The organism is Bradyrhizobium sp., from assembly GCF_016219575.1.
Classification (GTDB): domain Bacteria; phylum Pseudomonadota; class Alphaproteobacteria; order Rhizobiales; family Xanthobacteraceae; genus Bradyrhizobium.
Genome location: NZ_JACRMG010000006.1, coordinates 77,317 through 95,694, shown reverse-complemented (window position 1 = coordinate 95,694; position 18,378 = coordinate 77,317). Strand labels below are relative to the sequence as shown.

Here is an 18,378-nt window from a genome sequence, read left to right as displayed (position 1 = left end):
GCCCGTCGCATGTCCATGCTCCGCCTCTATACCCGCGTGCTCGAACTCCTTGGGAAAGAGGCGCGGCTTGGCTGGATCCTCGCCGTCGCCAACCTGCTGCTGGCGGGCGCGCAATTCGCCGAACCCGTGCTGTTCGGCAAGATCATCGACGTGATGTCGGGGCGGCCGGTGACCGGCCTGTTCGCCACCTCTTCGCCCTGGCCGCTGCTGGCCGCCTGGGCGGCGTTCGGCCTGTTCACCATCGTCTGCAGCGCGGCGGTCGCGCTGCATGCCGACCGGCTGGCGCACCGCCAGCGCCAGGCGGTGCTGACCGACTATTTCGAGCATATCCTGCAGCTGCCGCTGACCTTCCACACCGGCACGCATTCCGGCACGCTGATGAAGACCATGCTCAGCGGCACGGATGCGCTGTGGCGGGTGTGGCTGGGCTTCTTCCGCGAGCATTTTGCCGCAATCATGTCGCTGGTGGTGCTGCTGCCGCTCTCGCTCTACATCAACTGGCGGCTTGCCGCGCTGCTGTTCCTGCTCTGCGTCATCTTCACTGTGCTGACCACGCTCGTGGTGCGCAAGACCTACGGCATGCAGATGGAGGTCGAGGAGCATTACAGCGATCTCTCCGCGCGGGCCTCCGATGCGCTCGGCAATGTCGCGCTGGTGCAGAGCTTCGTGCGGATCGATTCCGAGGTGCAGGGACTGCGCTTCGTCGCCGACAAGCTGCTCGCCGCGCAGATGCCCGTGTTGTCGTGGTGGGCGCTGGTCACCGTGATCACCCGTGCCTCCACCACCATCACGGTGCTCGCGATCTTCACCGTCGGCATCGCGCTGCACAGCCAGGGGCTCACCACCGTGGGCGAGATCGTGATGTTCGTCTCGTTCGCCACCATGCTGATCCAGAAGCTCGAGCAGGTGGTGGGCTTCATCAACAGCGTCTTCATGGAAGCGCCGCGCCTGCAGCAGTTCTTCGACGTGCTGGACGCGGTGCCTGCGGTGCGCGACCGGCCGGGCGCGGTCGACACCGGGCGCCTGTCCGGCCTCGTCGAATTCGACGACGTCTCGTTCTCCTATGACGGCAAGCGGCCGGCGATCGAGGATCTCTCCTTCACCACGCTGCCCGGCCAGACGATCGCCCTGGTCGGCCCGACCGGCGCCGGCAAGTCGACCGCGATTGCGCTGCTGCACCGCGCCTTCGATCCGCAGTCGGGCATCATCAAGATCGACGGAATGGACATCCGCGCGCTGAAGCTCACGGCGCTGCGGCGGAACATCGGCGTGGTGTTCCAGGAGGCGCTGCTGTTCAACCGCTCGATCGCCGACAATTTGCGCGTCGGCAAGCCCGATGCGACGGATGAAGAACTGCGCCTTGCGGCATCGCGCGCGCAGGCGCTTGAATTCATCGAGCGCGGCGAGAAGAAATTCGACACCCATGCCGGCGAGCGCGGCCGCATGCTGTCGGGCGGCGAACGCCAGCGGCTGTCGATCGCGCGCGCGCTCCTGAAGGACCCGCCGATCCTGATCCTCGACGAGGCGACCAGCGCGCTCGACGCGGTCACCGAGGCCAAGGTGAATGCCGCACTCGACGAAGTGATGAAGGGGCGCACCACCTTCGTGATCGCGCACCGGCTGTCGACCATCCGCAATGCGACGCGAATCCTCGTTTTCGACAACGGGCGCGTGATCGAAAGCGGAACTTTCGATGAACTCGTCGCAAAAGGCGGCCGCTTTGCGGAACTCGCGCGCGCGCAGTTCATGGTGCAGGAACAGGCACGGACCGCGGTCGAGGCCGCAAATCCCGGTAACGCGAAAATTCCCGGCTGAACCTGCCGAAATTCAGCCCATTTCGTCCACGAATTAGCCGCGCAAGCCTCTGTTCTCACACGGCAAGCCGGTATAGGTTGCGATCGGCCGCAAGCCACGGCGCCGGACACGCTTGAAACCCGAGAAGTCACATTCAGGGACCTCCTCGATCGATCGAGGCGGGTTCTCAAAGAACCGGAATCGGATTGTGCAATTTATTCGTTCGTTGCTCGGCAACTCGCCGCTGAAATTCATTGCCGTCGCGGCGCTTGCCCTGACCTTGCCTGGCATTGCGCGGGCCGAGGCGTGGCTGGTGGTCGAAGCCGATACCGGCCGCGTGCTGCAGGCCGACAACGCGACGATGCCGTGGTATCCGGCTTCCGTCACCAAGATCATGACAGCCTATGTGACGTTGAAGGCCGTCAAGGAAGGGCGCCTCTCGCTCGAACGGACGCTGACGGTGTCGCCGGTGGCGGCCTCGCAGTCGCCTTCGAAAATGGGCTTCAGGCCGGGCACGCTGGTCACCGTCGAGAACGCGCTCGCCATGATGATGGTGAAGTCGGCCAACGACATGGCCGTTGTGCTCGCCGAAGGCGTCGGCGGCTCGGTCGACGGCTTCTCCGCGATGATGAACCAGACCGCGCAGCGGCTTGGCATGACGCAGTCGACCTACGTCAATCCGAACGGCCTTCCGGCCGACGGCCAGGTCACCTCCGCGCGCGACCTCGCGATCCTCGCCCGCGCCGTGATCCGGGACCTGCCGGAATACGAATATTTCATGCACATCCCGGCCATTCGTTTCGGCCGCAGGACGACCGCCAATTTCAACCGGCTGATCGGCCGCTATCCCGGTGCCGACGGCTTCAAGACCGGTTTCATCTGCGCTTCCGGCTACAACCTGGTGGCCTCGGCCACGCGCAACGGCAAGCGGCTGATCGCCGTCGTGCTCGGCTCGTCCTCGGGCCAGGCGCGCGCGGTGCGCGCCGCACAGCTTCTGGAGCGCGGCTTCGGCAACACCGGCCTGTCGTGGCTGCGGCCCTCGCTCGGCTCGGTCGACAGCCTTGCCCCGATCGACGCCACGCCGCCGAACCTGCGCGAGGAGATGTGCAACGGCAAGCGCAGGCGGCCGGCGACAGACGAGGATTCGGACTCCGTGACGCTCGCCGCCAATGGCGGCGCATCCGGCGGCGAGACCGGCGTGAGCTTCTTCACGGCAGGCTTGCAAGCGCCGATGCCGAAGCCATCCGAATTGCTGTTGGCGGACTACCCGGTCGGCGAACCGATGGTCGTCTACACCGGCCCGAAGAAGAGCGGCGCAGGCCTGATCGCGGCAGTGGCGACGGATTCGGAGAAGCAGACCAGCCGGCGCGGCAAGCGTTCGCGCGTCGCGGCGAAGAAGCCCGATGGCGCAGCCGAGCCGAAAGCCGCCGAGACCAGGACCGCGGCCAGGCCGGAACAGAAGCCTGCAAAGCCAAAGGTGCAGCATGCCTTGGCCAAGCCGGAAGCGGCCGCGGCAAAGCCCGCCGACAAGCCGGCGACGGCGGCAAAGCCTGCTGCCAAACCGGCTACGGCTGCCAAGCCCGCGGCGTCCGCCAAGCCGGCCTCCACCGCCAAGCCCAAACCCGAAGCCAAGCCGGCCGGCTGACCCCGCACACCCTGCCCGCGATTTGAGCGGCTTTGCCGCCGTTAACCTCGCTTGCGCGTGGCCCTGCCAATGCGTCGATAGCGCGCAGCCGCTTGCCATATTGTGCCGCATTGCCAATACTGCCTAAAACAAGGCGGCCCGGGCCACTCAGCCGGCAGCGAACACAACAAATCCGAGAAATTCGAGGGAGAGACCCATGGAGCGTATCTGGCTCAAGCAGTACCCGGCCGGCGTGCCGTCCGACATCGACGTCAGCCAGTACTCATCGCTGGTTGAATTGCTCGAGGAAAGCTTTGCGAAATTTGCCGACCGCAAGGCGTTCATCTGCATGGACAAGTCGATCAGCTATCGCGACCTCGACGAGATGTCGCGCGCGCTCGCGGCCTTCCTTCAGAGCAAGGGGCTGCCCAAAGGTGCCCGCGTCGCGCTGATGATGCCGAACGTGCTGCAATATCCGATCGCGACCGCAGCCGTGCTGCGCGCCGGCTACTCGGTCGTCAACGTCAACCCGCTCTACACCCCGCGCGAACTCGAGCACCAGCTCAAGGACTCCGGCGCGGAGGCCATCATCGTGCTGGAGAATTTTGCCAGCACCGTGCAGCAGGTGCTCGGCAAGACTTCCGTCAAGCACGTTATCGTCGGCAGCATGGGCGACCTGCTCGGCTTCAAGGGCGTAATCGTCAACCTTGTCGTGCGCAGGGTGAAGAAGATGGTGCCGGCCTGGTCGATCCCGCGCGCGATCGCCTTCAACGACGCGGTCGCGGCCGGCCGCGGCATGAAGCTCGACAAGCCGAAGCTCACCCCCGACGACGTCGCCTTCCTGCAATATACCGGCGGCACCACCGGCGTTTCCAAGGGAGCGACGCTGCTCCACCGCAACATCGTCGCCAACATCCTGCAGAACGACGCCTGGCTACAGCCGGCGCTGAAGAAGCCGCCGCAGGTCGACCAGCTCTTCATCGTCTGCGCGCTGCCGCTCTACCATATCTTCGCCCTGACAGCGTGCTTCATGCTCGCGATGCGCGCCGGCGGCGTCAATCTCTTGATCCCGAACCCGCGCGACATGCCGGGCTTCGTCAAGGAATTGCAGAAGTACCAGGTCAATTCGTTCCCGGCGGTCAATACGCTCTACAACGGCCTGTTGAACACGCCCGGCTTCGACAAGCTCGACTTCTCCAAGCTGAAGACATCCTTCGGCGGCGGCATGGCCACGCAGAAGCCTGTCGCCGAGAAGTGGCTGGCGGTGACCGGATGCGCTCTGTCGGAAGGCTATGGCCTGTCCGAGACGGCGCCGACCCTGACCTGCAACCCTGCGGACACCGACAAGTTCTCGGGCTCCATCGGCCTTCCCGTACCCTCCACCTATCTCTCGATCCGCGATGACGACGGCAATGAACTGCCGCTCGGCCAGGCCGGCGAAATCTGCGCCAAGGGCCCGCAGGTGATGGCCGGCTACTGGAACCGGCCGGACGAGACCGCGAAGGTGATGACGGCGGACGGCTATTTCCGCACCGGCGACATCGGCGTGATGGATGAACAGGGCTACACCAAGATCGTGGACCGCAAGAAGGACATGATCCTCGTCTCCGGCTTCAACGTCTATCCGAACGAGATCGAGGAAGTGATCGCGGGCCACGCGGGCGTGCTGGAATGCGCCGTGATCGGCGTGCCGGATTCCAAGTCGGGCGAGGCGGTGAAGGCCTTCATCGTCCGCAAGGATCCGAACCTCGCCTCGGAAGACGTCATCAAGTACTGCAGCACGCAGCTCACCGCCTACAAGGTGCCCAAGCAGATCGAGTTCAGAACCGAACTGCCGAAGACCAATGTCGGCAAGATCCTGCGCCGCGAGCTGCGCGACGAGAAGAAGGCGGCCGCCGCGTAAGCCACGGCCCCTCCCCGTCATTGCGAGCGTCAGCGAAGCAATCCATGGGTCCCCGCGGGGATAGATGGATTGCTTCGTCGCTTTCGCTCCTCGCAATGACGGCCAAGATCGGATAACCGCCCATCACACCATGGTGAGGTGGTTTCCCACCGGTACAAAAATGCTCTAAGAAGCACACCGCTCATTCAGGGAGGAATACGATGGCGATCCAAGTTGGCGACAAGCTGCCGGAAGCGAAATTTCGCGTGATGACGGCGGAGGGCCCCCAGGTCAAAACCACCGACGACATTTTCAAGGGCAAGAAGGTGGCGCTGTTCGCGGTGCCCGGCGCCTATACCGGGACCTGCCACAAGATGCATCTGCCGAGCATCTTCCTCAACGCCTATGCCATGAAGGGCAAGGGCGTCGACACCATCGCCATCGTCTCGGTCAACGACGCCTTCGTGATGAACGCCTGGAAGCGCGACACCGACCAGCGCGACGAGGCGGTCTTCCTCGCCGACGGCAATGCCGATTTCACCAAGGCGATCGGCATGGAGCTCGACGCCTCCGGCAACGGGCTCGGCATCCGCTCCAAGCGCTACTCGATGCTGGTCGAGGACGGCACGGTGAAGAAGCTCAACCTCGAGCCGGCGCCGGGCAAGGTCGAGGTTTCCGGCGGCGAGACGCTGCTGGGGCAGCTCTGATCGCGTAGCGTCAGGCTGCATCAACGAATGACGTCATGCCCGGGCTTGTCCCGGGCATCCACGTTCTTGAGATCGGGAAAGATAGTTTGCAGGATGGGTAGAGCGTAGCGAAACCCATCGCCACGAAGATGGTGGGTTTCGCTTCGCTCTACCCACCCTACGATTCCATCAGCTTTTCAACCTCGCCATGGCCACACCCTCGCGCGCCAGCTGATCGGCGCGCTCGTTCCCGGCGTGGCCGGCGTGGCCCTTGATCCAGTGCCAGCGCACCTCGTGCGGCTTCAGCGCGGTATCGAGCCGCTGCCACAGCTCGGCGTTCTTCACCGGCTTCTTGTCGGCGGTGCGCCAGCCGTTCTTCTTCCAGCCGTGGATCCAGCCGGTGATGCCCTGGCGCACATACTGGCTGTCGGTGGTGAGATCGACCACGCAGGATTTCTTCAGCGCCTCCAGCGCCGAGATCGCTGCCATCAATTCCATGCGGTTGTTGGTGGTGTGCGCCTCGCCGCCCTTCAGTTCCTTCTCGACGTCGCCAAAGCGCAGGATCGCGCCCCAACCGCCGGGGCCGGGATTTCCGGAGCAGGCGCCGTCGGTGAAGATCGTGACGTGCGGCTTTTCGCTCACGCCGCGCATCCCGCAGGCGTCACGCCATAATCATTGAGGCTGGCTACGCCCTGCTGGAAGCGCAGCTTGCGGACATATTCCAGCGGATCCTTCGGCTTGACCAGCGCGCCCGCGGGGACGTTGAGGAAATCGACAAGGCGCGTCAGCAGGAAACGCAGTGCCGCGCCGCGCGCCAGCAGCGGCAGCGCATTCTGCTCCGTCGCCGACAGCGGGCGTGTGCGGCCATAGGCGTTGAGCAGCGCGCGCGCCTTGGTGACGTTGAAGGAATGATCGGGCTCAAAGCACCAGGCGTTGAGACAGATCGCAACGTCATAGGCCAGGATGTCATTACAGGAAAACGGGAAGTCGATCAGGCCGGACAGCTTGTCGCCGAGAAAGAACACGTTGTCGGGAAACAGGTCGGCATGGATGACGCCGACCGGCAGATCGTTCGGCCAGCGCGTCTCGAGATAGTCGAGCTCGCGGGCGATGAAGTCGCGAAGGCCGGCCTGCACGCTGTCGGCGCGATCGGCGGCGCGCTCAAACAGCGGCCGCCAGCCGGAAACGGACAGGGGATTGGCGCGGAACAGCGGAAAGTCGTGCCCTGCAAGATGCATCTTCGCCAGCGCCTCGCCGACCCCGGCGCAATGCGCTGCGTTCGGCCGGCGCGGCCACATGCCTTCGAGGAAATTGATGATCGCGGCAGGCCGACCGGCGAGCGTCGAATAAACTGCGCCGTTGCGATTCTTCGCCGGCTGCGGGCAGCTCACCCCGTGCTGGGCGAGATGCGCCATCAGCGACAGGAAGTACGGCAGGTCGTCCTCCGCCACGCGCTTCTCATAGAGCGTGAGGATGTAGGCGCCCTTGCTGGTGTGCATCAGGAAGTTGGAATTCTCCACGCCCTCGGCGATGCCCTTGTAGGAGAGCAATTCGCCGATGTCGTAGCCTTTGAGGAATTCCGCTAGCTCTTCGGCGGCGACGTCGGTGTAAACCGCCATGGCACGGCCTTACGCTGCGTCAGGCCGTACCGAACGCGGCAGCGGGAAGAACTCGTTCTCTTCCGCGGCCGAGACCGTCTCCACATGCAGCGCGTAACGCTCGGCGAAGGCGCCCATGATCTCCTCGACGATCACTTCCGGGGCGGAGGCGCCCGCGGTGATGCCGAGGCTCCTGATGCCCTCGAAGCGCTTCCAGTCGATATCGCCGGCGCGCTGCGCCAGCACCGAAATCGGGCAACCCTCGCGCTCGGCGACTTCGCGCAGCCGCTGCGAGTTCGACGAGTTCGGCGCGCCGACCACGATCAGCGCATCGACGACGGGCGCGACCTTCTTCACCGCGAGCTGGCGGTTGGTGGTGGCGTAGCAGATGTCTTCCTTGTGCGGACCGTAAATGCTGGGGAAACGGCCCTTCAGGATTTCCACGATCTCCCTGGTGTCGTCGATCGACAGAGTCGTCTGCGTCACGAAGGCAAGATTGGTCGGGTCCTTCGGCGTGAAGGTTTTCGCATCGTCCGCGGTCTCGATCAGCGTGATCGCGCCCGGCGGCAACTGACCGAGCGTGCCGACCACTTCCGGGTGATGCGAATGGCCGATCAGCAGTATCTCGCGGCCGCGCTTGAAGTGGATCGCCGCCTCGCGATGCACCTTGGTCACCAGCGGGCAGGTCGCATCCAGCGAAAAGAAATTGCGCTGCTTGGCTTCGGCCGGAACCGCCTTCGGAACCCCGTGGGCCGAGAACACCACCGGCGCGTTGGTATTGTCCGGAATCTCTTCCAGTTCCTCGACGAAGATCGCGCCCTTGGTCTTCAGGCTGTCGACGACATATTTGTTATGGACGATCTCGTGACGGACATAGACGGGGGCGCCATAGATGGCGAGCGCCCGTTCCACGGTATCAATGGCCCGAACCACCCCGGCACAGAAGCCGCGGGGAGAACAAAGCACGATCCTAAGGTCAGGTTTTGGGTCTGGTTTCGCTGACATTGCGGGCAATTCCCGGGACCGAATCACCCCCTGCCGGCGGGCGGGGAACGGCCTGTTTGAATAAGGACTTGGGACCGGTTTTGAGCCATGTCAAGGCACTTTTCCTTGGGCATTGCGCCTTTTACCCCTGAGGGCTTATATAGGGCGGAATTCCCGTCATCGCTGATGACCAAAGGCTTCGCCTCCGAAGAGGTGGGCGAAGCGCAAAGGAGATTTGCCATGAGCAACGCGCCGCTGATGCCGAAGGCGACGGCCGTTTGGCTGCTTGATAATACCGCGCTGACCTTCGACCAGGTCGCCGATTTCACCAAGATGCACCCGCTGGAGATCCGCGCCATTGCCGACGGCGACGCCGCCCAGGGCATCAAGGGCATGGACCCGATTTCCAACGGGCAGTTGACCCGCGAGGAGATCGAAAAGGGTGAGAAGGATCCCGAGTACCGTCTCAGGCTGGAAGAGAGCAAGGTGGTGCTGCCGCCGGCCGCCAAGCGCAAGGGCCCGCGCTACACCCCGGTGTCGCGCCGCCATGAGCGCCCGAGCGCGATCCTCTGGCTGGTGCGCAACCATCCCGAGTTGAAGGACGCGCAGATCATGCGCCTGGTCGGCACCACCAAGACCACGATCGCGAGCGTACGCGACCGCACCCATTGGAATGCTTCCACGCTGACGCCGATGGATCCGGTGACGCTCGGCCTGTGCTCGCAGATCGAGCTCGATTTCGAGGTGCAGCGCGCGGCCAAGGAAAAGCCGGTGCCGGCCAATTACGGCGGCGCCACGCTGCTGCCGGCCTCCGAGACCACCCGCAAGGAGCCGGAGTTGGAGACGACTGAAAAGGAGCGCGACGACCTCAACGTCGATGCCGTGTTCGCCAAGCTGAAGACGATCGGCGGCAAGAAGGCCGAGGAAGAGTAGCGCCGCCGGCCTTGCCGCTGCGGCGCCCGATCACTCTGCCCATTTGTCCGGAGAGAGGCCGTGCCCGAATAGCGGGCACGGCCTCTTCGTTGAGAGACAGCGGTCAGAACTTGTAGGTCAAGCCACCACCGACCAGCCACGGATCGATGTTGGCTCGGCCGGAGACCGGAATCCCGCCGTTCACGACGGCGGTATAGTCGGGACGCAGCCACAGCTTCTTGACGTCGACGTTCAGGCCCCAGTGACGGTCGAGCATGTAGTCGAAGCCGAACTGCACCGCCGCACCGAAGGCATTGCTGACGTTGAGATTGGTGGTCGCCAGAACCCCAGCGGCACCCGGCACGAAGGTCGGCGCGTTGGCGGCAGACTGGCTAAAGAACACGGTGTAATTGACGCCGGCGCCGACATACGGCTTGAACGCGCCAAGGCCGGTGAAGTGATATTGCAACGTCAGGGTCGGCGGCAGCAGCCAGGACTTGCCGATCGGCAGAGGGGTGAGCGAGCCGTTGCCCGTGATCGAATGCCGGGTGACGCCGAGGATTAGTTCGGCCGCGATGTTCTTGGTGAAGAAGTAGGTAATATCGAGTTCCGGCACGACCTGATTGTTCATCGACAGACCGGAATTCGGCGACGACAGCGCCGGGATCAGCGGGTTGCCGACATTCACCGTGCTACCGCCGGTATCCGGCAGAACGCCGAGCACGCGAAGGCGGATCATCCAGGGATTCCAGGCTTCGACCGGCGGCGCTTTCTTGTAGACTGGAAGGTCGGCAGCTTGCGCGGACTGCACAGCTCCGAACAGCGCCGCTGCCAGTATCGGCAGCGACAATGCGTTCGAGATATATTTCTTCATGGGATTTTCCCTTAGGCCAAATCAGCACGAACACATGTCGTGCCGCACCGCGGCAAGGGACAGGAAAGCGGCCGGACAAAAACTGATCTCAGTCAGTTTCGTGCGAAGTTGTCACATTGTTGCAATCGCGCCACGTCTGACGCCAATGCCAACAATTCTCAAGGCGATTGAAGCTAGTGCCGATCACTCGCTGCGCTATCCAAGCACGCACATTCGCCGGCCGATCGAATAATTACCCCAACTCGATCTCGCCCGTGATCTCGTGCGTCAGGCTGACGCCGCCGATGGTGAGCACCATTTTCGCCGGCAATTTCTCGTTGCCCTTGAGCTTGCCGGCCGCGACCGCGTCGCGCACGGCCTTCTCGATCTCGCGCTGCGAGGTGATGCCGACCTTCTTGAGGAAGCCGCGCAGGCTGCTGTTGAAGCTGTCTTCGTTCATGATGATTCTCCAGGTGCTACGGTCTGGTCGGGTTATTGAGCATGTATTCGCCGAGATTGCGCTGGGCACGGTCGGCGCGCGCCTCGGACTTGGCCCGCATGGCGTCGCGCTCCTTGCGGCAGACGATATAGGCGGGCGAGCCGGGCTGGACGTTGTTGGCGCGGCAAATGGCGTCGTCATCCGGCGGCGGCGGGCTGTCGACCGCCACCGTCTGGCCGCGCTCGAAGCAGCCGGCGAGCATGGTGGCAATCAGCAGCAGAACCAGAAGCGGTCGCATTTTTTGGCCGTGCATTGAATTCGCCGTCGCCGGATTGAGCCGACAATCCATCGAAATAAAGGCAAGCGGGGCGCAATTGCGCCCCATGGTTTACGTCCTTGCCGGGGGAACGACGGGGCCCCTCACACCCTGCCCTTCAGCGCGTCGCCGATCTCGTCGAGCACCTTGGGATCCTCGATCGTCGCCGGCATGGTCCAGCTTTCGCCGTCGGCGATCTTCTTGATGGTGCCGCGCAGGATCTTGCCCGAGCGCGTCTTCGGCAGGCGACCGACGGTGATGGCGAGCTTGAAGGCGGCGACGGGCCCGAGCTTCTCGCGCACCAGCGCCACGATCTCCTTCTCGATCTCGGCGGGCTTGCGCGTCACGCCGGCCTTCAGCACCAGGAAGCCGCAGGGCACCTCGCCCTTGATCGCGTCCTTGATGCCGAGCACGGCGCATTCGGCGACGTCCGCATGCGATGCGAGAATTTCCTCCATGCCGCCGGTGGAGAGGCGGTGGCCGGCGACATTGATGATGTCGTCGGTGCGACCCATCACCCAGACATAGCCGTCCTCGTCCTTGTAGCCGGCATCCGAGGTCTTGTAGTAGCCGGGGAATTCGGTGAGGTAGGCTTCCTTGAAGCGCTCCTCCTGCTGCCACAGCGTCGGAAGGCAGGCCGGCGGCATCGGCAGCTTGATGACGATCGAACCCATCGTGTTCGCAGGCACCGGCTTGGCCGCCTCGTCGACGACGTCGACCTGGTAGCCCGGCATCGGTACCGTCGGCGAGCCGTGCTTGACCGGCAGCATGCCGAGCCCCACCGGATTGCCGGCGATGCACCAGCCGGTTTCGGTCTGCCACCAGTGATCGATGACAGGCACCTTCAATTGCTGCTCCGCCCATTCCACCGTCGGCGGATCGGCGCGCTCGCCGGCCAGGAACAGCGTGCGGAATTTCGACAGATCGTATTGCCGGATGAACTTGCCTTCCGGGTCCTCCTTGCGGATGGCGCGGAACGCGGTCGGCGCCGTGAACAGCGCCACCGCCTTGTGCTCGGCAATCAGCCGCCAGAACGCGCCTGCATCGGGCGTGCCGACCGGCTTGCCCTCATACATGATCGTGGTCGCGCCATGGATCAGCGGGCCGTAGACGATGTAGCTGTGGCCGACCACCCAGCCGATGTCGGAACCGCACCACCACACCTCGCCCGGCTTGACGCCGTAGAGATTGAACATCGACCATTTCAGCGCGACCAGATGCCCGCCATTGTCGCGCACCACGCCCTTCGGGATGCCGGTGGTGCCCGAGGTGTAGAGGATGTAGAGCGGGTCGGTGGCGAGCACCGGCACGCAATCCGCCGATTTCTTCGCGGCGATCGCGTTGCTGCGCAGCGTCGCCCAGTCATGATCGCGGCCATTGATGAGACCGCAGCCGTGTTGCGGGCGCTGCAGGACGATGCAGGCGGACGGTTTGCTGCTCGAAAGCTCGATCGCCTCGTCCAGCAGCGGCTTGTACTGCACGATACGGCCGGGCTCGATGCCGCAGCTCGCGGTAAAGATCAGCTTCGGCTTGGCGTCGTCAATGCGGGTGGCGAGCTCCTTGGCGGCAAAGCCGCCGAACACCACGCTGTGCACCGCGCCGATGCGCGCGCAGGCGAGCATGGCCACGACGGCTTCCGGCACCATCGGCATATAGAGGATGACGCGGTCGCCCTTCGCCACGCCAAAATCCTGCATGATGGCGGCGAGCGCCTTCACCTCGGCCAGCAACTCGGCATAGGTGAATCTGGTGACGCTGTTGGTGAGCGGGGAATCGTGGATCAGCGCGACCTGATCGGCGCGGCCGCCTGCGACATGACGGTCGAGCGCGTTATGGCAGGTATTGACCACTGCACCGGTGAACCAGCGGCCATAGGCGCCGATGGAGGGATCGAAGACCTTCTTCGCCGGCTCGATCCAGTCGATCTCCCGCGCCGCTTCCGCCCAAAAGCCCTCGGGATCCCTGAGCGAGCGCGCGTGGACTTCGTGATACCGGCTTTTCTCGTGAATGTTCATGGGCTCGCTCCCTCCGATGTCCCGGACAGCTGAACGGCCGCGGCGCGTCCGGCCATGATCGGGATCAATTCAGACGCATTTTCTTGCCCGTCATTGTCACGGGATGGCGTTGGGTTTCAAGCCGAAACGGCTGCGACGTTAGGCTATTGGGCTACTGGGTCAGTATCCATCTACCCCGTTGATCCGCTGCAGGCGCTCGCGCATGGCCTTTTGCAGGTCGTAGCCGGGCTTGCCGAACTGCGCGTTGCGGCTGGCGATGAATTGCTCCTGCTCGCGCCTGGTCGTACGCGCGTCGCGCGGGTCCCGGGCCTGCTGGACCGCCCGGACATAAGACCCGTGAATCTCGCGGTCGAGATCGGCCAGCAGGGGGCTGGCGCAGATCGCCTTTTCCACCTGAAGGCGCGCGGTGGCGCAATTGAAGCTCGGCTTGCCGGCGACGGCCTTCAGCACGCCGGCCCGCTCCAGCTCCTGCGCCAGCGATCTATGGTTGGCCCTGGCTGCGGCATGATCCGGGTTGAGCTTCAACGCGGCGCCAAAATCCGCGACCGCCCGGGGCCGCTCGCCCTTCCTGCGCCAGAGCTCGCCGCGGGCATTGAAGATGTCGGGGAGCGTCGGATCGAGCCACAGCACCGAATCATAGTCGGCGATCGCAGCGTCGAGAGCCGCTCTGCGCTCGTACACGCCGGCGCGCGCGATCAGCGCCTTGATGCGGTCCGGCTTGGCTGTCTTGTCGTTGTCGAGCAGCGTGCTGCACAGCGAGGCGATCCTGTCGTCGTCGTTAACCGCCGCTGCCGCAAGACAGGGTGCCGGATCGGCCTGCAGCTGCTTGCCAGGCTCGGCACCGGCGGCGTATGCCGCATGCGCCGGCGCGAACAGCGCCAACGCGACCACCACAATCCTTCCGGCAATCCTGCACGCCATCGACATCGACCGATCGTAACAACCAGCGGCGAATACGCACAGCGGCAGATTCCGGCAGAAGCATGGCACGCAAGGGTCATCGTGATCCAGCTCACTGAAAAGAACGGAAATTGACCGCTAAAAATCGATGAACCTATTGCAAGTTCGAAAGACTCAAACCCTATGACAACGCTTACCGATGATCGTCGCGCAAGCGCCGTAGTGGCGTCGCCTGCGCGGCATTTTTATTTTCACATGGCGCTGGCCTGCGCGGCCGTCGCTTTCCTGGGCTTTGCTCCGACCTTTTTCCTGCCGCTCGCGACAGGAAAGTTTTCGGCGCCGCCGTCAGTCCACGTCCACGGCATCGTGTTCTTTGCCTGGTCGCTGTACTTCGTATACCAGGCGTGGCTTCCGGTATCGGGCCAGACCGAACGGCATCGCTCCGTCGGGCTGATCGGCGTGTCGCTGGCGACTGCGATGACGATCTTCGGATTCCTGGCGGGCGTCACCTCGATGCAGCGCTCGGCGGCGGTCGGCCAGACCGATGCAGGGATCGCGTTCGCGATCGTGCCGTGGAGCGGCATCCTGTTCTTCGCCGTGGTCCTTGCGACCGGCATCGCCATGGTGCGCCGGCCGGAGGTGCACAAGCGATTGATGCTGCTGGCCGGCATCTCGATTCTCGATGCGGCCGTCGCACGCTGGTTCCTGACCTTCCTGGCGCCTCCCGGGCCGCCCGGCCCGCCGCCGGTCGCGGTGACAATTCCGCCCGCCTTCGTCGCCTATCTCCTGCTGGTGGTCGCGATGGTGCACGACTGGCGCACGCGCGGACGGCCGCATGCGGTCTATGTGGTCGGGGGCATCGTGCTGGTGGCGGTGAAGCTGCTCAACCTGCCGATCAGCGCCACCCACGCCTGGCACGCGTTCGCAGGCGGCATCCTGGCGCTGTCGCAATCGCCTCTCATCTGATCGGCACGTGACCGATCCTGCTTTGCGGGATCACGCTCAGGCTCAGCTCTTCACCGTGATCCCGCCGTCGACGACGAGTTCGATGCCGGTGATGTATTTCGACTCGTCGGATGCCAGGAACAGCGCGGCGTTGGCGACGTCCCATGCGTCTCCCATGTGCCCCATCGGCACCTGGGCGTCGCGGGCGCGCCACATCGCCTCGACGTCGCCGCCGGAATAGCTGGCGGCCAGCCCCGCGGAATGCTCCACCATCGGCGTCTTCATCAGGCCCGGCAGGATGGCGTTGACGCGGACATGGTCGCGCGCGAACTGCACGGCCGTGGTGCGCGTCATCATGTTCATCGCGGCCTTCGAGGTACCGTAGGTGACATAGGAAATGCCGAGATGGCGGATCGAGGCGATGGAGGAGATGTTGATGATGGAGCCGCCGCCCTGCTTCTGCATCACCGGGATGACGTGCTTCATCGCCAGGAACGCGCTCTTCAGGTTGACGGCGAACACGCGGTCCCATTCCGCTTCGCTCACCTCGACCACGCTGCCCATTTCCGCAATGCCGACATTGTTGTCGAGCACGTCGATGCGGCCGTAGGCTTTCATGCAGGCCGCGACCATCGCCTCGACGTCTGCGGCGCGCGAGACGTCGGCGGTGAACGCCGTCGCCTTGCCGCCTTCGGACTTGATGATGTTGACGGTCTCCTCCGCGGCGGCGCCGTTGCGGTCGACGCAGAACACCTGCGCGCCCTCGCGCGCAAAGGTCACCGCGGTCGCCTTGCCATTGCCCCAGCCGGGTCCGATCGAGCCTGCGCCCACCACCATCGCGGTCTTGCCCTTGAGCCGGTTCATCGAATTCTCCCAGTTGTTGTCATGGTTGGCACGCGCGCATGGCCGTGGCGTCGGCCCCGACCGGCCGGCCCAGAATATCCGACAGCGTCCGGCATTTGCCGTCCGCGCACAACCGCCATTCGCCGGCGGCGCCGGAATTGCCGAGCGTCACTTCGCCCATGGCGGGGCGCGCGGGTTTCCAGCGAAACCACCCCTCCGCAAGCTGCGCTTCCGGCGGCGGCTCCATGCCGGCACCCGTGCCCTTGACGCGCGCCTCGACCAGTTCGAGGCCATCAGGGGAGATACGCCAATCTTCCTGCCATTCGACCTTCTCGATCGAATGGGTCCAGACCAGGGTGAAGGCTGTGATGGCAAGTGCCTTCACGGCGCCGGCAGAGGCGAGGCACAGGCTCAAGCCGGCGCCACCGTGTTGCGCGAGCGCTGCCGCCATTGCCAGAGCGCGACGAGGACGGCGAGCGTGAACCCCGCGGTGTCGCTGTACTGGAATTCGCCGAGCAGGCAGAGTGCGGCAATGAAAGCAATGAGCTGCTCGATCCAGTGCAAGCGGACGAAGAGGAAGCCGATGGCGACCACGCCGAACAGGCCGATGGCGACCAGCGCCTTCAGCGTCGCCAGCGCAACCGCGCCGTAGAAGCCGAGCTTGGCAGCCACGGGATCGCCGGCCTGCAGCATCAGGGCCGGCGAGTAGACGAAGATGAAGGGAATGACATAGCCCGCGAGCGCAATCCGCATCGCCTCCCAGCCGATCCTGTCGGGGTTTTCCCTGGCGATGGGCGCTGCCGCGAGTGCTGCGAGCGCCACCGGCGGCGAGAGGTCGGCCATGATGCCGTAGTAGAACGCGAACATGTGGCTCGCGATCAGCGGCACGCCGAGCTTGGCCAGCGCCGGCGCGGCCAATGCCGCGGTTATGATGTAGGTCGGGATGGTGGGAATGCCGGTGCCGAGCAGGATCGACAGCAGCATGGTCATGACCAGCGCCAGGAACAGGCTCTTGGCGCCAAGCCCGATGATCCAGGTGCCGAAGATGGTGCCGACGCCGGTCTGCGTCATCATGCCGATGATGGTGCCGACGATGGCGCAGGCCATGCCGACGGTCAGCGCCGACTTGGCACTGTCGGCGAGCGCGTCCCGGCAGGCCGAGAGCGTGCTGCGGCCGCCGCGCGAGATCAACGCGATCAAGATCAACAGGCCGACGACGCCGGCGACAGGCACGATCTCGAGCCCGTTGCGCGACACGGCGGCGGTGACCAGCGCAAGCCCGATCCAGAAGATGTAGCGAAGCGCAGTACCGGAGAAACCGAGCGTGATGGAGGCACCGAGGATCAACGCCACGGTGAGCGCAAGGCCCATGCTGCCGGCATAAAGCGGCGTAAAGCCCTCGAACAGCATGTAGACCAGCGCGGCGAGCGGCAGCACGAGATACCAGCGCGCCACCAGCGCCTTCCAGGCGCTCGGGATCTCCGACTTCTTCATGCCGACAAGGCCGTGCTTGCCGGCCTCCAGATGCACCATCCAGAAGGCGGAGGCGAAGTAGAGAACGGCCGGGATCACCGCCGCCTTGACGATCTCCGAATACTGCACGCCGAGCGTCTCGGCCATAATGAAGGCGACCGCGCCCATCACCGGCGGCATGATCTGCCCGCCCATCGAGGCGGTGGCTTCCACGCCCCCGGCAAAGGCGCGGCGATAGCCGAACTTGATCATCAAGGGAATGGTGAACTGGCCGACGGTCACGACATTGGCAACGCCGGAACCGGAGATCGTGCCCATCATGCCGGAGGCGAACACCGCGACCTTGGCAGGTCCGCCGCGGGTGCGGCCGAACAGGCCGAGCGAGACATCGGTGAAGAGCTGGATCATGCCGGCGCGTTCGAGGAACGAGCCGAACAGGATGAACAGGAAGATGTAGGTCGCCGACACGTAGATCGGCACGCCGTAAAATCCCTCGGTGCCGAACGACAGATGCGTGACCACCTGGTCGTAGTCATAGCCGCGATGGTTGAACGGCGCCGGCAGATACTGGCCGAAGAACCAGTAGAGCAGGCACGCGCCGCACATCAGCGGCAGCGCGAACCCCATCAGGCGACGCGTGCCCTCGAAGATGAGGATCGCAAGCAACGTGCCGACCGCGAGATCGGCATGGGTCGGATCGCCGTCGCGCGCGATCAGGTCGGCATAGAATATCCACTGGTAGAGCCCGCAGGCGAAACCGAGCGCGCCGGTCATCCAGGCGACCGCGCGGCCGAAATCGGTCCTCGCGGCAAAATTGCCGATCAGGCCGAAGGTGAGCAGCAGCAGGAATCCGACATGGACGCCACGCACCACCTGGCTCGGAAAATAGTTGAAGGCTGCGACATAGAGCTGGAACAGCGCAAACAGGATGCCGACGGCATAGGCGAGACGACCCCACACGCCGGGGCCGAACCCTTCCGGAAACCCGTGCTCGAAATTGCCGAACTCGACCTTGACGGGACCTTCCGTTGCCTCGGCCTGCTGCATGGCGCGTTCCCCTGCCCCCGCCCGCTTATATCCCTGATTCGTCGTGGCCGGGCTGGCCGCCTTTGCT

17 protein-coding genes are annotated in these 18,378 nt (G+C 64.6%); 6 read left to right on the top strand and 11 right to left on the bottom strand.

Annotation, left to right across the window (positions count from 1 at the left end; translation table 11 throughout):
• Window positions 1-9 precede the first annotated feature (9 nt).
• From HZB49_RS04040 to HZB49_RS04025, 4 genes are all read left to right on the top strand, one after another.
• Window positions 10-1,815 carry a glucan ABC transporter ATP-binding protein/ permease gene (locus tag HZB49_RS04040; protein ID WP_291609210.1) on the top strand — a complete coding sequence of 602 codons (1,806 nt, stop codon included), beginning with the start codon at window positions 10-12 and terminating at the stop codon, window positions 1,813-1,815.
• Window positions 1,816-2,038: 223 nt separating this feature from the next.
• Window positions 2,039-3,439 (top strand): D-alanyl-D-alanine carboxypeptidase family protein, encoded by a 1,401-nt coding sequence (locus HZB49_RS04035; RefSeq protein ID WP_291609245.1) that lies wholly within the window; start codon window positions 2,039-2,041, stop codon window positions 3,437-3,439.
• Window positions 3,440-3,635: 196 nt separating this feature from the next.
• Entirely contained in the window at window positions 3,636-5,321 is a 1,686-nt protein-coding gene (locus HZB49_RS04030) for a long-chain fatty acid--CoA ligase (RefSeq protein WP_291609209.1), read from the top strand.
• A 200-nt stretch (window positions 5,322-5,521) separates the two neighbouring features.
• Window positions 5,522-6,007 carry a peroxiredoxin gene (locus HZB49_RS04025; RefSeq protein WP_291609208.1) on the top strand — a complete coding sequence of 162 codons (486 nt, stop codon included), beginning with the start codon at window positions 5,522-5,524 and terminating at the stop codon, window positions 6,005-6,007.
• 168 nt (window positions 6,008-6,175) lie between these two features.
• Here the strand turns inward: HZB49_RS04025 and rnhA are convergent, their stop codons facing one another.
• The 3 genes from rnhA to ispH are packed head-to-tail and all read right to left on the bottom strand — an operon-like array spanning window position 6,176 to window position 8,589.
• Window positions 6,176-6,637, bottom strand: a complete 462-nt coding sequence (rnhA, locus tag HZB49_RS04020; protein ID WP_291609207.1) for a ribonuclease HI — start codon at window positions 6,635-6,637, stop codon at window positions 6,176-6,178.
• Window positions 6,625-7,605 carry a homoserine kinase gene (locus HZB49_RS04015; protein ID WP_291609206.1) on the bottom strand — a complete coding sequence of 327 codons (981 nt, stop codon included), beginning with the start codon at window positions 7,603-7,605 and terminating at the stop codon, window positions 6,625-6,627. The genes rnhA and HZB49_RS04015 overlap by 13 nt, the downstream gene beginning before the upstream one ends.
• Before the next feature lie 9 nt (window positions 7,606-7,614).
• Entirely contained in the window at window positions 7,615-8,589 is a 975-nt protein-coding gene (gene ispH / locus HZB49_RS04010; RefSeq protein WP_291609205.1) for a 4-hydroxy-3-methylbut-2-enyl diphosphate reductase, read from the bottom strand.
• A gap of 219 nt (window positions 8,590-8,808) precedes the next feature.
• Between ispH and HZB49_RS04005 the strand changes: the two genes are divergently transcribed.
• A complete protein-coding gene (locus tag HZB49_RS04005; RefSeq protein ID WP_291609204.1) occupies window positions 8,809-9,501 on the top strand; it encodes a cell cycle transcriptional regulator TrcR in 693 nt (230 codons plus the stop codon).
• A gap of 103 nt (window positions 9,502-9,604) precedes the next feature.
• Here the strand turns inward: HZB49_RS04005 and HZB49_RS04000 are convergent, their stop codons facing one another.
• The 5 genes from HZB49_RS04000 to HZB49_RS03980 all read right to left on the bottom strand — a co-directional run bounded on the left by HZB49_RS04000 (window position 9,605) and on the right by HZB49_RS03980 (window position 14,024).
• Complete coding sequence (locus HZB49_RS04000) at window positions 9,605-10,354, bottom strand: OmpW family outer membrane protein (RefSeq protein WP_291609203.1); 750 nt, start codon at window positions 10,352-10,354, stop codon at window positions 9,605-9,607.
• Window positions 10,355-10,586: 232 nt separating this feature from the next.
• The gene (locus tag HZB49_RS03995; RefSeq protein WP_291609202.1) at window positions 10,587-10,793 is read right to left on the bottom strand and encodes a DUF6494 family protein; all 207 of its coding nucleotides are present in this window, start codon (window positions 10,791-10,793) and stop codon (window positions 10,587-10,589) included.
• A gap of 16 nt (window positions 10,794-10,809) precedes the next feature.
• Window positions 10,810-11,070 (bottom strand): hypothetical protein, encoded by a 261-nt coding sequence (locus tag HZB49_RS03990; protein ID WP_291609201.1) that lies wholly within the window; start codon window positions 11,068-11,070, stop codon window positions 10,810-10,812.
• A gap of 122 nt (window positions 11,071-11,192) precedes the next feature.
• Window positions 11,193-13,103, bottom strand: coding sequence for a propionyl-CoA synthetase (locus HZB49_RS03985; RefSeq protein ID WP_291609200.1), 1,911 nt, complete (start codon window positions 13,101-13,103; stop codon window positions 11,193-11,195).
• 159 nt (window positions 13,104-13,262) lie between these two features.
• Window positions 13,263-14,024: a hypothetical protein gene (locus HZB49_RS03980; RefSeq protein ID WP_291609244.1), complete on the bottom strand. Its 762-nt coding sequence runs from the start codon at window positions 14,022-14,024 to the stop codon at window positions 13,263-13,265.
• Between the two features lie 162 nt (window positions 14,025-14,186).
• On the opposite strand from HZB49_RS03980, the gene HZB49_RS03975 reads away from it, so the two are divergent.
• Window positions 14,187-14,969, top strand: a complete 783-nt coding sequence (locus HZB49_RS03975) for a hypothetical protein (RefSeq protein ID WP_291609199.1) — start codon at window positions 14,187-14,189, stop codon at window positions 14,967-14,969.
• A gap of 42 nt (window positions 14,970-15,011) precedes the next feature.
• Here the strand turns inward: HZB49_RS03975 and HZB49_RS03970 are convergent, their stop codons facing one another.
• From HZB49_RS03970 to HZB49_RS03960, 3 genes are read right to left on the bottom strand one after another with little or no spacing between them, the layout of a single operon-like run.
• Window positions 15,012-15,812, bottom strand: coding sequence for a glucose 1-dehydrogenase (locus HZB49_RS03970; protein ID WP_291609198.1), 801 nt, complete (start codon window positions 15,810-15,812; stop codon window positions 15,012-15,014).
• A 19-nt stretch (window positions 15,813-15,831) separates the two neighbouring features.
• On the bottom strand, window positions 15,832-16,242 hold the full coding sequence (locus tag HZB49_RS03965) for a DUF1850 domain-containing protein (RefSeq protein ID WP_291609197.1): 411 nt from the start codon (window positions 16,240-16,242) through the stop codon (window positions 15,832-15,834).
• Window positions 16,203-18,311 (bottom strand): TRAP transporter permease, encoded by a 2,109-nt coding sequence (locus HZB49_RS03960; protein ID WP_291609196.1) that lies wholly within the window; start codon window positions 18,309-18,311, stop codon window positions 16,203-16,205. Before HZB49_RS03960 ends, HZB49_RS03965 begins: the two co-directional genes overlap by 40 nt.
• Between the last annotated feature and the right edge of the window lie 67 nt (window positions 18,312-18,378).